Source organism: Dyella jiangningensis (genome assembly GCF_003264855.1).
Lineage (GTDB): Bacteria > Pseudomonadota > Gammaproteobacteria > Xanthomonadales > Rhodanobacteraceae > Dyella > Dyella jiangningensis_C.
On record NZ_NFZS01000001.1, the window covers coordinates 1,371,618 to 1,385,364 of the forward strand.

General features: G+C 66.7%; 15 protein-coding genes. 9 read left to right on the plus strand and 6 right to left on the minus strand.

The annotated features are described in order from the left end of the window. The first annotated feature begins 1 nt into the window (after position 1). From CA260_RS06095 to CA260_RS06120, 6 genes are read left to right on the plus strand one after another with little or no spacing between them, the layout of a single operon-like run. Positions 2-844, plus strand: a complete 843-nt coding sequence (locus tag CA260_RS06095) for a type II secretion system F family protein (protein WP_111981468.1) — start codon at positions 2-4, stop codon at positions 842-844. Further along, a complete protein-coding gene (locus CA260_RS06100) occupies positions 841-1,731 on the plus strand; it encodes a type II secretion system F family protein (RefSeq protein ID WP_111981469.1) in 891 nt (296 codons plus the stop codon). Before CA260_RS06095 ends, CA260_RS06100 begins: the two co-directional genes overlap by 4 nt. Continuing rightward, positions 1,728-2,081 carry a DUF192 domain-containing protein gene (locus tag CA260_RS06105; protein WP_111981470.1) on the plus strand — a complete coding sequence of 118 codons (354 nt, stop codon included), beginning with the start codon at positions 1,728-1,730 and terminating at the stop codon, positions 2,079-2,081. Before CA260_RS06100 ends, CA260_RS06105 begins: the two co-directional genes overlap by 4 nt. Next, entirely contained in the window at positions 2,078-2,578 is a 501-nt protein-coding gene (locus CA260_RS06110; RefSeq protein WP_172461735.1) for a tetratricopeptide repeat protein, read from the plus strand. Before CA260_RS06105 ends, CA260_RS06110 begins: the two co-directional genes overlap by 4 nt. Then, the gene (locus CA260_RS06115; RefSeq protein WP_111981472.1) at positions 2,575-3,240 is read left to right on the plus strand and encodes a TadE/TadG family type IV pilus assembly protein; all 666 of its coding nucleotides are present in this window, start codon (positions 2,575-2,577) and stop codon (positions 3,238-3,240) included. The genes CA260_RS06110 and CA260_RS06115 overlap by 4 nt, the downstream gene beginning before the upstream one ends. Then, a complete protein-coding gene (locus CA260_RS06120) occupies positions 3,237-3,884 on the plus strand; it encodes a hypothetical protein (RefSeq protein WP_146745288.1) in 648 nt (215 codons plus the stop codon). Before CA260_RS06115 ends, CA260_RS06120 begins: the two co-directional genes overlap by 4 nt. Positions 3,885-3,950: 66 nt before the next feature. Here CA260_RS06120 and CA260_RS06125 read toward each other — a convergent pair whose 3' ends face one another. Next, positions 3,951-6,371 (minus strand): penicillin acylase family protein, encoded by a 2,421-nt coding sequence (locus tag CA260_RS06125; protein ID WP_111981474.1) that lies wholly within the window; start codon positions 6,369-6,371, stop codon positions 3,951-3,953. Positions 6,372-6,438: 67 nt separating this feature from the next. Then, complete coding sequence (locus tag CA260_RS06130) at positions 6,439-7,257, minus strand: phosphodiester glycosidase family protein (RefSeq protein WP_111981475.1); 819 nt, start codon at positions 7,255-7,257, stop codon at positions 6,439-6,441. A gap of 111 nt (positions 7,258-7,368) precedes the next feature. Here CA260_RS06130 and CA260_RS06135 point away from each other — a divergent pair, with 111 nt between their 5' ends. The 3 genes from CA260_RS06135 to CA260_RS06145 are packed head-to-tail and all read left to right on the plus strand — an operon-like array spanning position 7,369 to position 8,675. After that, positions 7,369-7,734 (plus strand): VOC family protein, encoded by a 366-nt coding sequence (locus CA260_RS06135; RefSeq protein WP_111981476.1) that lies wholly within the window; start codon positions 7,369-7,371, stop codon positions 7,732-7,734. 51 nt (positions 7,735-7,785) lie between these two features. Further along, complete coding sequence (locus CA260_RS06140; protein WP_111981477.1) at positions 7,786-8,274, plus strand: NUDIX hydrolase; 489 nt, start codon at positions 7,786-7,788, stop codon at positions 8,272-8,274. Then, entirely contained in the window at positions 8,253-8,675 is a 423-nt protein-coding gene (locus tag CA260_RS06145; RefSeq protein WP_238149618.1) for an NUDIX hydrolase, read from the plus strand. The genes CA260_RS06140 and CA260_RS06145 overlap by 22 nt, the downstream gene beginning before the upstream one ends. Before the next feature lie 421 nt (positions 8,676-9,096). On the opposite strand, the gene CA260_RS06150 is transcribed toward CA260_RS06145, so the two are convergent. From CA260_RS06150 to CA260_RS06165, 4 genes are all read right to left on the minus strand, one after another. Next, a complete protein-coding gene (locus CA260_RS06150; RefSeq protein ID WP_111981479.1) occupies positions 9,097-11,181 on the minus strand; it encodes an FUSC family protein in 2,085 nt (694 codons plus the stop codon). An 81-nt stretch (positions 11,182-11,262) separates the two neighbouring features. After that, a complete protein-coding gene (locus CA260_RS06155) occupies positions 11,263-12,015 on the minus strand; it encodes an N-acetylmuramoyl-L-alanine amidase (protein ID WP_111983031.1) in 753 nt (250 codons plus the stop codon). Positions 12,016-12,134: 119 nt separating this feature from the next. Continuing rightward, entirely contained in the window at positions 12,135-12,698 is a 564-nt protein-coding gene (gene efpL / locus CA260_RS06160; RefSeq protein ID WP_111981480.1) for an elongation factor P-like protein EfpL, read from the minus strand. A gap of 72 nt (positions 12,699-12,770) precedes the next feature. Further along, positions 12,771-13,532 (minus strand): SDR family NAD(P)-dependent oxidoreductase, encoded by a 762-nt coding sequence (locus tag CA260_RS06165; protein ID WP_111981481.1) that lies wholly within the window; start codon positions 13,530-13,532, stop codon positions 12,771-12,773. Between the last annotated feature and the right edge of the window lie 215 nt (positions 13,533-13,747).

Below are 13,747 nucleotides of genomic sequence, written 5' to 3' on the forward strand. Positions count from 1 at the left end.
GATGCTGGGCATCGCCATTGCCGTGTTTGCCTGCGTCACCTTGGTGGGTTTCCTGATGGCGCGCTCGTCCACGGTGTTCTGGGGGCGCTACCAGGAGGCCTTCACCGAACAGGCGCGGTTCAATCTCGCCGACATGTTCATGTTCATGGACACGGGCAACCTGTTCCGTTTCAACGTGATCGCCATGGTGGTGCTGCCCGCCGTGCTGTGGGTGGCGACGGGCAACCCCTTGTTGTCGGGCGCCGTGCTGGTGCTGATCTACGTGTTGCCGAAGAAGGTCTACACGTGGATGCGCCAGCGACGGATGGACCTCATCCAGGCCCAGCTGCCGGATGGCCTGATGATGATCGCCGGCAGCATGAGGGCCGGCCTGGGCTTCACGCCCGCGCTGGAAAGCCTGGCGCGTGATATCGAGCCGCCCCTGGCGCAGGAGTTCGCACTCGTGCTTCGCGAGCAGCGCATGGGCGTGAAGCTCGACGATGCGCTCGTGCATTTCAACGAACGCGTGCCGGTGCAGGACGTCGCTTTGTTCGTGTCGGCGGTGGGTATTTCGCGCGAGGTCGGCGGCAATCTCGCGGAGATCCTCGCCTCGCTGTCCGACACGCTGAGGCGCCGGCAGATCATGGAAGGCAAGGTGAAATCGCTCACCGCGCAAGGCCGCCTGCAGGGCATCGTGATGGCGATGATGCCGGCCGGCCTGGTGGCCTTCCTCACCTTTGCCTATCCCGACACGATGCGAGCCATGTACCACACGCCCATAGGCTGGGTCGTCATCGCGATCTGCGTGGTGATGGAGTACCTGGGCTACCGCATGTGCCGCAAGATCATGAGCATCGACATATGACCTTCCTGCTTATCGTGCTTTCCGTGTGCGCAGGCGGTTGCATCGGCCTGGTCATCTGGTCGGTGTACGGCTTCATGCGCGAAGTGCCGCTGGCCGACCGGCACTTCCAGGATCCGCTGCCGTTCGGCTTGCGCATGATCTGGCCGCTGGTCAACGCGGCGACCTTCGTGATCGGGCCGCGCCTGACGCCGGACAAGCTGGAGCGCGCGCATCGCGAGCTGCAGACGGCCGGGCAGGATTTCGTGCTCAGTCCGGAACAGCTTTACGGTCTGCGCGTCGTGGGCGCCACACTGGTGGCCTTGTTCATGTGGCTGCTGGTGGGGCTGCTCAAGGCGCACGGGCTGATGCTCTACATCGGCGCCGTCGGCCTGGGCGCGGTGCTCGGCTGGTTCTACCCGAACCTCTGGCTGGGCGAACGCCGCAACAAGCGGCGTCGCCAGGTGATCAAGGATCTTCCGGTCTATCTGGACTTCATCACCATGGCGGTGGAGGCGGGGCTCAACGTGACCGGCGGCATCGAGCAGGCCACGCAGAAGGGGCCGCCGGGACCGCTGGCGCAGGAATTCACCCGGTTGCTGCGCGACGTACGTTCGGGCCTGCCGCGTTCGGAGGCCTTGTCGCGCATGTCCGAGCGGATGGACATGCCGCAGATCTCCAGTTTCACCGGCACGCTGATCCAGGCCGACCGCGTGGGTGCCAGCCTCGGCGATACGCTGCGCGCCCAGGCGTCGCAACGTCGCGAGGAGCGTTTCCTGCGTGCCGAGAAACTCGCGCTGGAAGCGCCGGTCAAGATGATGCTGCCGCTGGTGATGTTCTTCTTCCCGCTGATCTTCCTGATGCTCGGCTATTTCATTTTCCTGCGCATGCAGGAGGAGGGCATCCTGTGAAGTGCGGCGTCATCCGCAGCGACGGACGGCTGATCGTGTCGACGGCATGGCGTGCGGACCGGGCCTGGTCGCGTCTGCGCGGTTTGCTGGGACGCGAGCCGCTGCGAGCGGACCGCGGCGAAGCGCTGTGGCTGGTGCCGTGCGGCAGTGTCCACACCATCGGCATGGGGTACCCGCTCGATCTGGTGTTCCTTGATCGCCAGGGCGGCGTGATCGATTGCCACGAGCATGTCGGGCCCTGGCGCGTGCGAGGCGCGCGCGGCGCTCATCAAACCATCGAATTCGCTTCCGGCGCGTTGCGTCGCCTGAAGCCCAGGCTGGGAGACGCATGGACATGGGAGTTGGCATGAACACGATGATGCGCATGGTGATGACGGCGATGGCATGCGCGGGGCTTGCCGCGTGTGCGTCGTCCAGCGCGCCCAAGCCCACGCTTGCAGGCGTCAAGGCGCTGCAGGAGCAGGCCGATCGCGATGCGGCGTCGGGTCGGCCCGAGCAGGCCCTGGTTGCCTACCGGCAACTCGCCCATCAGTTGCCGACCAACGCCGATGCCTGGTTCCGCCTCGGCAATGCCTATGTGCGCGTTGGTCAGCCGGAGCAGGCGGTGGCGGCCTACGAGCAGGTACTGAAGATCGAACCCAAGCATGCGAAGGCGTGGCACAACCTGGGCGTGTTGCGCCTGCGCCAGGCGGCCGCGGCATTCTCGGAAAGCGCAGTCGATGCGAATGGCGCCGATCCCACGCTGCAGCAGCAGAGCACGCACATGGTCGACGGCATCGCGCGCCTTACATCGCCACTGGGCGACAGCCGTGCGCCTGCGGCGCCCGATGCGGGGCACGGGCCATGAAACGCCGCGTCGCCGGGCGCCGCCAGCGCGGCCAGAGCGTGATCGAAACCTGCGTGGTGATGGCCGTGTTCGGCACGTTCCTGCTGGGCATCTTCCAGATGATCCTGTTCTATCGCGCCAAGAGCCTGGTCGACTACGCTGCGCTGGAAGCCGCCCGCAACGGCGCCACCCACGGGGTGGAGATGAATGCGATGCGGGTGGGATTGGCGCGTGGCCTGCTGCCGCTCTACACGACGGAAGCGAGCAAGACGGCGCTGATCGATGCCTACGCCAAGGCGTACGCGGACACCATCAATCCGCTGGCTTCGCAGATCCAGGTGGTCAGTCCGACCAAGGCCGCGTTTGCGGATTGGAAGGTGCGCCAGTTCGATGGCGTGGACGCCATACCCAATGACAGCCTGCCGTATCGATCCACAAGCACGGGCGGACGCAGCGGCCTGACCGTGCAGGACGCCAACGTGCTGAAGATCCGCGTCGTGTACGGCTACAAGATGATCGTGCCCGTGATCGACAAGATCATCCTCAGCGTCTACCGGCTCGCGTTCTACCAGGGCATGAGCGCGCAGGAAGTCGCCATGCTGGAAAGCGGCCGCCTGCCCATCGCCACGCAAGCGATGGTGCGCATGCAGACGCCGATCCGCGACAGCGGCTTGCTGCCGTGACGATGCGAAGCCATGGGCTGCCGTTGCGCGGTCTTGCGCTGCTCGTCATGGCCTGTGCGCTTCCACGCGCGTTGGCCGCGGACGAGGCGAAGGACATCAAGCTGGCGTCCGTCATCACCGGCGATGGCATCCGGTCCTCCACGGCCAGCGTTTCGCGCGAAGGCTCGATGGTCACGACGACCTGGCTCAGCGGCGACAAGGTGCGCGTGGATTTCGACGCGGGGCCGGGCATGCGCGGGCGCATCCTGCGCGACAAGGATCACGCCTGGTTGATCCGTCCGAATTCGCATCAGGCCATACCGGCCGGTGGCGTGGCGATCGGCCGTGTCACCAGGCTCGATCCCAAGCGTCCCTGTTGGGACCTGGGCTTTCCCTGCCAGGAATTGGAGAACAAGACCATTGCCGGGCGACAGGCCACCGGCTGGCGATACCGCCACGCCGAACGCAGCGGCCCGCAGGGCACCGATCAGGGCGAGTTCTGGATCGATGCCGCCACGGGCGTCGTGCTCGCGTTCGATGCGCGCGATCTCGCCGAACACCGCTACCGCATGCAGACCGTGAGCTTCGAGCAGGTCACGCTCGATGACGCGGTGTTTGCAGTGCCCAAGAGCGTGACGCTGCCGACAGGACGCTGGGGCCGCTAGCTGCACGGCGCGGGCATGTGCAAGTGGACGCGTGTTCGCACCACGGCGAACACGCGTCTTCGTCGCTCATGACGACGCAGGCATCAGCGTCAGCGTGTGTTGGTCCGGGCCCGGCAGCAGCGGTGTTGGACGTCCATTTACCCAGTCTTCTTCGCCGGCGCCGTAGTAGGGCGACAACGGATGGCCGCTCTGGCCGCCCGGCATGTGCAGGATGCTTTGCGCTTCGTGGCCGGGCATGACGTCCAGGCGTTCGGAGGCGCCGAAACCAGGCGAGACGACGCGCGGCATGTTGTGGTCGCCGGCCACGGGTTCATCGGGCATGTCCAGCACGCGTCCGATGAAGGAGGGAAGGGCGCGCGACAGCGGATGACGGATCTGCGTGCGGTTGTATTCGCCCCAGGTGCGTGCGGCGAGGCCGCCCGGCTGGCTGCCGAGTTCGTCCACCACCTGATGTGCTGCAGCGGTGAGCAATGCGTTCCAGTTGTCGTACTTCGGATCCAGCAGGTTGGCGGGACGATCGCGCAGCATCGCCCACACCGCAGCCTCCGCATCGACCATGCCGGGCCACGCGAAGTCGTCGTATTTCGCCTTCACCTGCGCCACGAACGGCGCCAGCGCTGCTTCCTTCACCTGGTCGCGGAATGCACGCACCAGCCGGTAGTCCACGCTTTCGGGCGCGGCGCGGCCGGTCCAGGTGGCGGTGAGCTGGCGCAACTGTTCGAGGCCGGGATCATGCGTGCCGGCCAGCGTATCCTGCAGCAGGCGCTGCCAACGCGTGAGCAGGACCGCGCGGTTGTCGAGCTGGATATCCAGCAGGTTGCCCGGCGTGAAGCTGTTGCGTCCGCGCAGGTCGTCGCGGATCTGTTGCGCGCGTGCGCCCAGATCGTGGCCGCCATTGCCCAGCAGTTCGAGTTCCGCGCCGTCGATGGTGCGGTTGTTGGCCGTCCACAGGCGGCCGTCGGACGGATCCTCGATGCGCGGGTACTGCGAAGCATCGGCACAGCCCGTCCAGCCGGTGTCGGGTGTGGACCAATCCGCCGGGCCCCTCGGATCGAAGCCCTTGCGCAGCGGAATGCAGTTGCCGGTGATGGTCCAGCCGATGTGGCCGGCGGCGTCGGCAGCCAGCAGGTTCTGCGGCGGCATGCCCATGGTGGAGGCAAGATCCAGCGCCGCATGCATGGTGGTGGCGTGCTCCAGCTGCATCACGTTGATGTTGTAGCCGCGCGCACGATCGCCCACCCAGGCCAGCGCCAGCGAGGTGCCGTCGGTGTCCTTGCCCATGATCGGGCCCCAGCGCGTCACTTCCACTTTCAGCGTATGGCTGGGCGCGTCCTTGATGCGGATGACTTCGTCGTGCGTCTCGATGGCGGCCCAACCCTCGGGCACCTTGTAGTGCGTGGCGTCGTTCGGATCGCGCTGCACGCGCACCCAGTCCAGCCAGTCGCCGTAGCTGTTGGTGAAGCCCCACGCCACCTGGCCGTTGGAGCCGACCACCAGGGCCGGCGTGCCCGGCAGCGTCACGCCACTGGCGTCGCGCTGGCCGCCCGGCGCGGTCGGGTCGGCATAGCGCAGGCGCGCGCGGAACCAGATGTTCGGCACGCGCAGGCTCAGGTGCATGTCGTTGGCGAGAATGGCCGAGCCGCTCTCGGTGAGGTTGCCGGAGACGGCGAAGCTGTTGCTGCCGGGGCGCGGCTGGTCGAGTGCAGGCAGCAGCGCGGCGGTGAGCGCGGTGTTGTCAGCGCTGGTGGTGGGCTGCGCATGGCGCAGGTCGAATACGTCAGCGCTCGGGATCACCGGCGGGCGCGATAGATCACCCTTGAGTGGTGCCTCCCAGTCGGGATCGGGTGAGAGCAGGAAATCCGCCACGGGGCGCGGCAAGGTCGCGCGCAACTCGGCCATGTGCAATTCGCGCTCGTTGCGGCCATCGCCGTTGAGGTCGAGGTACATCGCCGCGATTACCAGGAATGAATCCTCCGGACGCCAGGGTTGCGGCCTGGTGTTGAGCAGCAGGTATTCCCACGGCTTCACGTGCAGATGCGTGAGGCCGGCGTTGACGCCCGAGGCATACATGTCGAGCGTGTGCTTCTGCTCCGGCGGCAGCGCGGCATAGGCAGCCTGGGCAACGGCGCGCAGGCGATGGCGGCGATGGTTGATGTCGGTATCCAGCGCCTTGGCTCCCACCAGTTCGGAGAGCTCGCCGGCAGGCAGTCGGCGCATCAGGTCCATCGCGAAGAAGCGTTCCTGGCCGTGCACGTAGCCGAGTGCATAGCTGATGTCGTCGCGACTCTTGCCCTGCAGGGTAGCTGTGCCCAGCGCGTCGCGCGTGATCGAGACCGCGTCGCCGAGCCCGGCCACGCGCACTTCGCCATCGAGCCTGGCGCGGCTGCCGGCCAGCAGGAACCAGACCGCGGCGAGTGCGCCGACGATCAGGACCAGCAGGGTCCCGATGAGATAACGAAGCCAGCGGAAACGTCGTGGTTGGGTCATGGCGCGCGATGCTCGATCCGTTGGTGGTGACGTTGGAAACGATCCCGGCGGCGCGAGCGCGCCGTGATCAGGGCGTGGGTTGTGCGAACACGGCGAAGATGCCCGCGTAAGGCTTCACCATGAACGTGGGTGCGCCGGCGTAGCCTTCGCCATCCACGTAGAACTGCGAGATGGTGCCGTCGAGATACAGCGCATCGCGGCAACCCAGTTCTTCCTTGAACAAGCGCGCGAAGGTATGGAAGTTCACCGGTGCCTCGCTCACCGCGAACACCACGTGATGCGGTGACTTCGCACAGACGCCGCTGCGCCACTTGAGGCTGTTGGAGTCGTCGATGAACTGGTCGTTGAGCTTGCCGTCGATCACCAGCATCGGCCCTGATTGGCTGGCCCACTGCACCGGCTTGTGGTCCGCCTTGAAATCGGCGCTGGTACGCACCGCGGCGTGGCCGTCCGGATACACGGCGAACACGCCGTTGGGCAGCAACGAGAAATTGCCCGACGCGGGGTTGCCATGCGCGAGATTGAGCGGCACGACGGTCTTGCCGTTCTCCACGTACAGGCCGAGTGGCGCGTTCTGGCGGTCGTAGATGCCGGCGTTGGCGGCGAACAGCATGCGCCGCCCGTGCGACATGCCCCACTGGCGCAAGGCATTGATGGTGCCGTAGGGCTCGCCGTTGTCGGGGTCCTTCCAGTGCAGGCTCAGCGTTTCGCGACGCAGGTCCACGCTCACCACGCGGAAGTTCTGGCCTTCGAACACCTGCTCGGTGCTGTCCACGGCGCGGGCTTGCCGGTCGCAGCCGGCCAGGCCGCCGAGCAGCGCCAGCGGCACCAGCAGTGGCCAGGGCAGGCGGCGAAGCAGCGGACGTCGGTCGTGAGACGTGGGCATACCCCAGATGGTCGCCGGCCAAGCCCGGCGTGCGCAAGCCCAACGCGGTGCATGCTCCATTCAATGAAGCCGCATAGGATGGTGGTCCATACACAGGCAAGGAGCAGGTAGGTGGACCCTCTGGCAACCGTGGAGATCAAGGCGTTCGTGCCAGCGCGGGATTACGCGCTGAGCCAGGCGTTCTATCGCGACCTGGGTTTCGAGGAAGGCTGGTCCGACGGCGATCTCACGTATTTCCGGCGAGGGAACACCAGTTTTCTGCTGCAGAACTTCTACGTGAAGGAGCTGGCAGCCAATTTCATGATGCATATGCTGGTGGCCGACGTGGAAGCGTGGTGGGCGCATGTACAGGCCAGCGGAGTTATCGAGCGCTACGGCATACGGTCCATCGCACCGCAGGACCAGCCCTGGCGCATGAGGGACTTCGTGCTGGTCGATCCCAGTGGAGTGCTCTGGCGGATCGGCCAGAATCTCTGAAAGCGGCACCTGACTATACTGGCGACTTCCCCTCGCAAGCGTAGCGTACCGATGCTTTATACCCCCATCGTCGCGACCCTCGGCTATGTGCTGTCGCCGGATCGTCGGCAAGTCCTCATGATCCACCGCAATTCGCGTCCGGACGATATGCACCTGGGCAAATACAACGGCCTGGGCGGCAAGATGGACCCGGGCGAGGACATCGCCGCCTGCATGCGTCGCGAGATCCAGGAGGAGGCGGGCATCGTCTGCGAGTCCATGTCGCTGCGCGGCACGCTCAACTGGCCCGGCTTCGGCAAGCATGGCGAGGACTGGCTGGGCTTCATCTTCGTGATCGACCGTTACAGCGGCACGCCGCACCAGGGCAATCACGAAGGCACGCTGGAATGGGTGCCGTTGGACCGCCTGATGGACCTGCCGATGTGGGAAGGCGACCGCCACTTCCTGCCGCTGGTGTTCGACGAAGATCCGCGCCCGTTCCATGGCGTGATGCCGTACAAGGATGGTCGGATGCAATCGTGGGCGTTCTCCCGGCTGTGAGTTCGACGAAGCTGATCCGCATCGTCGCGGCGGTCATTCGCGACGAGGCTGGGCGGGTGCTGATGGTGCGCAAGCGTGGCGCCGAGGTGTTGCAGCAGCCCGGTGGCAAGCGTGACCCAGGCGACCGCGACGACCTGCACACGCTGGAGCGCGAGCTGCACGAGGAACTGGGTTGCACGATGCGGCGCGAGGGCGCGCATCGTCTGGGATGCTTGAGCGCGCCGGCGGCCAATGAGCCGGGTCACGTGGTGGAGGCCGAGGTATACGAAGTGCGCGTCGAAGGGACGATCGAGGCGCGGGCGGAGATTGAAGAGATCCGGTGGATCGATCCGGCGGCGACGGGCGATCTGCTGATCGCGAGGTTGAGCAGGGAGCAGATCTTGCCGTTGTTGGTGATTTGAGCGGGCATTGTTCTTCTGGATGTTTCCGTGACCGGGCTCGCCTGCCGCGGGCTTCCGCTCGCCTGCCGGCGAGCGGGTAACTTCTCTTTGTCTCGCCAAAGAGAAGTCACCAAGAGAAAGGCGACCCTGATGTCCCGCCCCTGCGGGGGCGCGGCCGGGAGACGGGGTGGATCGACAGGGCATCCTGCCCTGACGATCCACTGGCCGGCGTCCATGCCGGCCACCCTTCGGGCTGTTCCGCCTCCCGACCGCTCGGGCCATAAGGGACCCGTGACGGGCTCGAGCCGCTGCGCGGCTCATCGCCACGAAAGGAGCCCCTGTAGGAGCGCACCCAGTGCGCGACCGCAACCTGCACGCGGTCACTGCGTTCGTTTTCGACCTGGCGTTGCGGCCCGCGGTAGTGCCCACGGCGCCTGCGATATCACACCGTCGCCGCCGACTTATGCCGGTTGCGCCCCGTGATATGCGCCAACGTATTCACGTTATCCACCAGGCGGTCGGTGATGCGCATCAGCAGATCGGCCGCCTGCCGATCCTCGCCCATGTTGAGCAACGCCGCATACGTGCGCTGCAAACCACGCAGATCCGGCAGGCGCTCGGGCGTGCGTTGCATGCGCAAGGCGGAGGCGATCTCGTGCAGGGCCGATGACGTGTGGTCGACGAACGCGCACATCTCCGCCGTCTCGGGCAGACTGTCGTGATCGTCGATCAGGGCTTCCAGCGTCATCGCGGTACGCGCCAGGCGATTGCCGTTGGAGAACAGCGCGGTGGCGAGTTCCAGCAGCGGCTGTGGCGTGGCCGGTTCCGAGCGCATGCGGTCCAGCGAGGCCTGCGCATTGCTTCGCGCGGTGCGTGCCGCGGTGCGCGCCTCGCGCCGGGCGTCGCGTCGTTCGGGGCGCGCCAGCGCATGGAGGTAATCGGCATAGGCGTCGAGCATGTCCGACAGCGCGGCGCGGGCGCGGCCGCGTTCCCAGGTCGGCCATAGCACGTAGGCGAGCAGGGCGAAGCCGCTGCCGAGCGCGGTGTTGATCACGCGGTCCACCACGGCATCACTCGAGTTCACGCCTTCCAGCGAGAGCAGGATCACCACCGTGCCGGTCAGCGCCGCGACGGCCACGCCGTAGTGTGCCGTGGCGAGATAGCGAAACGACATGCACAGCACGGCCATCAGTGCGAGATGCGCCCAGGTGTCGTGCGGCGTGATGTGCAGCAACGCCGTGGTGAGCACCAGGCCGAGCACCGTGCCGACCACGCGCAGCAGTCCGAAATTGAAGGTGGCCGCGAAGTCCGGACGCAGCACGATGGCCGCCGTCATCGGCAGCCAATAGCCATGCGGCAGGGCGAGCTGTCGCGCGACGAACAAGGTCGCGCTCAACGTGATGGCGCTGCGCACCGCATGACGGAACGCCACCGAATGCGGCGTGAGGTTGGCCCGCAACGTCGCGCGTGCGGAGCTGCTGCGCAGCGCGGCGGGCAGCGGTGTTTCGGCGGCGGCCGCACGCAGTTCGCCACGGCTGCCGGCCCAGTTCGCGTTACGCACCGCGGCGGCGAGCTGGCCGGACAGCGCGTGGATATGCGCGGCCAGCCCGTCCGCGTTGCCGCCATCGCCCAGCAGCGCGTTTTCGCTGGCCTGCAGCGTCTGCAGGGCGCGTTCGGCCTGCGTCGGCGGTTCGCCGGCTTCCAGCGCGTCGGCAATCGCGGCCAGCACGCGCGCCGCATCGCCGCGGAACATCGCGTGGATGGAGGCGCTGGCGCGCAGCTCCGCCATCGCCGTGAGTTCCAGGCGGATGCGTTCGGCCAGTTCCAGCATGACGCCGAACGCTTCCATCGCCCGCCCGCGCGCGTGGTGGCGACCGAGCAACGTGTGCTGCAGCGTGGTCATGGCGTCGGTGAGCGCGGGCACGTCGGCATCGTCATGTGCCTGCTGCCGCGCCAGCGAGGAGAGGCCGCGATACACGGCGGCCAGCGCATGGCGCTCCGGCCGGTAACGTTGCAGCGGCCAGGCGGCGACCGAGAACACGGTAAGCAGCAGGCCACCGGCAAAGATCAGGCTGGCAGCGCCGATCGCTTCGCCCAAGGGACGCGGCGTGGCCGCGGTGACCACGAGCAGGATCATGCTGGTCATGCCCACGCGGGTCATGTCCGGGCCGAACACCACCACCAGGCCGCCGAAGAAACCGAACGCGGCGGTGGCGATGAGCATCGGCACCAGCTGGTCGCCGATCAGGAAGCCGATCAGCGAGGCCAGGCCGGCGGCGAGCGAGGCAAGCAGTAGCCGGGCCAGGCGCTGGCGGTAGGGACCGGGCTGGTCCGAAAACATGGTATCCAGCGCACCCGCCGCGATGCCCAGGCCGATGCCGGGATGGCCGCTGGCGAGGCCGATGACCAAGGGCAGTATCACCGCCGCCGTGTTGCGGACCACCACGCGCACGGGCACGTCGGGCCGCTTGGCCGTCAACAGGCTGTCGACGACCGTGGCGCGCAGGGAATAACCGCTCGTGGACATGACGCTTCGTTCGCTCCTAAACGGACGCCATTCTGCCGCACCGTGCCTGAAGCCTGCGCGACGATTCCGGCAACGCTGGACTCAGTCGCCCCCGGCGCCGAGCTGCCGCGACAGCGCATAGAGCACGCGCAGATCCTGCGCATCCAGCTCGTTACCATCCATGCCGCGGAAGTGGTGATGGAACGAGCGCACCGTGGCGGCCCGGTCATCCAGCGGGTAACCGATCAGGCCCAATGCCATCCACGGATCGAAGCCCGGCGGCGGATCGGCCAGCACGCCGCGCGGCCACAGGCCGAAGCCGGCGTCGGCCAGCAGCTGCCAGGGGAAGCTTGGTCCCGGGTCGTCCTTGCGGCCGGGGGCGAGATCCTCGTGGCCGATGATCTGCGTGCGCGGAATGCGCAGCCGGTCGGTGAGATCGGCGAGCAGGTGCAGCAGGCTGTCGATCTGCGCCTTCGTGAAGGGCGAGTGGCCGTCGTTGTCCAGCTCGATGCCGATCGATGCCGAATTGACGTCGGTAATGGTGCCCCAGTGCCCGGCGCCGGCGTGCCAGGCGCGCTGGCTGTCGGCCACGAGTTGATAGATGCGGCCGTCGTTGCCGACCAGGTAATGCGAACTCACCGGCCCTCCGCTGTTCGCCGTGCGCAACGTATGCAGCGCCTGCTCGGCGGACTGCTCGTCGGTGAAGTGCACGACGATTAGCACGGGACGCCGCTGGTCGAAATTCGGCGAAGGCACCCACTGCGCGATAGGGTTGCGCACGGGGGCCGGCGCGCAGGCGCTCAGCAACAGGAGCACGGAGGACAGCAGCGCAAGCCGGGCATGGGTCGACAGCATGGCGGTCACGTCGCGATGGAATGGTGTGAAGCTGCCGCACCGCGCGGGCAAGGTCAAGCAAAACGAAAACGGCGCCCGGAACACCGGACGCCGTCGTCGCCGCAAACGAGTTGGAAGGATCAGGCGCGGCCGGCGAACTCGCCCGTCAGCGTGTTCACCCACACCTTCTCTTCATTGGTGATGTACTCGGGCACCTGGATCTCGACGCCGGTGTTGAGCTTGGCCGGCTTGGTGCGCTTGGTGGCACTGGCGCCCTTCAGTTCCGGCGCGGTATCGACCACCGTGAGCACGACACTGGTGGGCACCTGCAGGCCGACCGGCGCATCGTCGATCACCTGCACGTAGTAGCCCTCGACGCCTTCCACGATGTAGCCGGCGTTATCGCCCACCAGTTCGGGGCCGAGCGTGTACTGCGTGTAGTCCTCGTTGTCCATGAACACATAGGCGTCGCCGTCCATGTAAGAGAAGTTGGCCGCGCGGCGCAGCAGGTCCATTTCCTTGAGATCGTCGTCGGCGCGCAGGCTCAGGTCGAACTTGCGGCCACCGGGGATCGAATACATGGTGAAACGGAAGGTGACGTTGCCGCCACGTGCGGTAGGCGAACTGCGCTCGATGTCGCGCACCTGGTAGACGGTGCCGTCGTGTTCGACCACGTTGCCTTTCTTGACGTCGGAAGCTTTCATGAGTGTGGGACCAGTCGTGAATGTGTTTCATGGTCGTCATCCCGGCGAGCGCCGGAACGACGGCTGGAAAAGTTACTTCGGCTGCAGACGCACCGCGCCGTCGAGACGGATGGTTTCGCCGTTGATGTAGCGGTTGCCGAGGATGAAGCCCACCGTGTTGGCGAACTCGTCGGGCTTGCCCAGGCGCGAGGGGAACGGAATCGAGGCCGACAGCGACTCCTGCACCTGCGGCGGCATGCCGTCCACCATCGGCGTCCAGAAGATGCCCGGCGCGATGGTCGCCACGCGGATGCCGAAACGCGACAGCTCGCGCGCCATCGGCAAGGTCATGCCGACCACGCCACCCTTGGAGGCGGAGTAGGCAGCCTGGCCGATCTGGCCTTCGAACGCGGCGACGGAGGCGGTGTTGATGATCACGCCGCGCTCGCCGTCCTCGCCCGCTTCGTTGTTCTGCATCAGCGAAGCGCCGGCCTTGGCGACGTTGAAGCTGCCCACCAGGTTCACCATCACGGTGGTGGCGAAGGTATTGAGCGGCATCGGGCCTTCCTTGCCCAGCATGCGGCCGGCGCCCAGGATGCCCGCGCAGTTCACCACCACGTTGAGGCCGCCCATCGCTTCGCGCGCGGCGGCGACGTTGGCGCTGACGCCTTCCTCGGAGGTGACGTCGGTGCGGTAGAAGTGGCCGCCCAGCGCCTTGGCCGCTTCCTGGCCCTTTTCTTCGTTCACGTCGAACAGGGCGACCTTGCCGCCGTTGGCGACCAGGAACTGCGCCACCGCGTGGCCGAGACCGGAGGCGCCGCCGGTGATGATCGCCTTGACCTGATTGAGCTGCATGGGAAGTCCGTAAAGCGGTTGGAAAACGCCAATGGTAGCCCAGCGGGCGCCATCCGGTCCGCAGGGCGCACTGCGGCTGGCGGGATGGGCGGTCGGCCTATCACCGATAGCCGTACTTAGAGCTTTTGTCGGCGCTGCTTATATCCATTTTCCGGGCTCTTTTTGCAGTGCAGCGGAGTAAAACCTAAAGGGTTGGCTACGGGCGCCGCCACCGG

Coding starts and splice junctions, on each gene's coding strand:
- CA260_RS06095 (WP_111981468.1), top strand. CDS start 2: ATGCTGGGCATCGCCATTGCCGTGTTTGCCTGCGTCACCTTGGTGGGT.
- CA260_RS06100 (WP_111981469.1), top strand. CDS start 841: ATGACCTTCCTGCTTATCGTGCTTTCCGTGTGCGCAGGCGGTTGCATC.
- CA260_RS06110 (WP_172461735.1), top strand. CDS start 2,078: ATGAACACGATGATGCGCATGGTGATGACGGCGATGGCATGCGCGGGG.
- CA260_RS06115 (WP_111981472.1), top strand. CDS start 2,575: ATGAAACGCCGCGTCGCCGGGCGCCGCCAGCGCGGCCAGAGCGTGATC.
- CA260_RS06125 (WP_111981474.1), bottom strand. CDS start 6,371: ATGACCCAACCACGACGTTTCCGCTGGCTTCGTTATCTCATCGGGACC.
- CA260_RS06130 (WP_111981475.1), bottom strand. CDS start 7,257: ATGCCCACGTCTCACGACCGACGTCCGCTGCTTCGCCGCCTGCCCTGG.
- CA260_RS06140 (WP_111981477.1), top strand. CDS start 7,786: ATGCTTTATACCCCCATCGTCGCGACCCTCGGCTATGTGCTGTCGCCG.
- CA260_RS06150 (WP_111981479.1), bottom strand. CDS start 11,181: ATGTCCACGAGCGGTTATTCCCTGCGCGCCACGGTCGTCGACAGCCTG.
- CA260_RS06155 (WP_111983031.1), bottom strand. CDS start 12,015: ATGCTGTCGACCCATGCCCGGCTTGCGCTGCTGTCCTCCGTGCTCCTG.
- efpL (WP_111981480.1), bottom strand. CDS start 12,698: ATGAAAGCTTCCGACGTCAAGAAAGGCAACGTGGTCGAACACGACGGC.
- CA260_RS06165 (WP_111981481.1), bottom strand. CDS start 13,532: ATGCAGCTCAATCAGGTCAAGGCGATCATCACCGGCGGCGCCTCCGGT.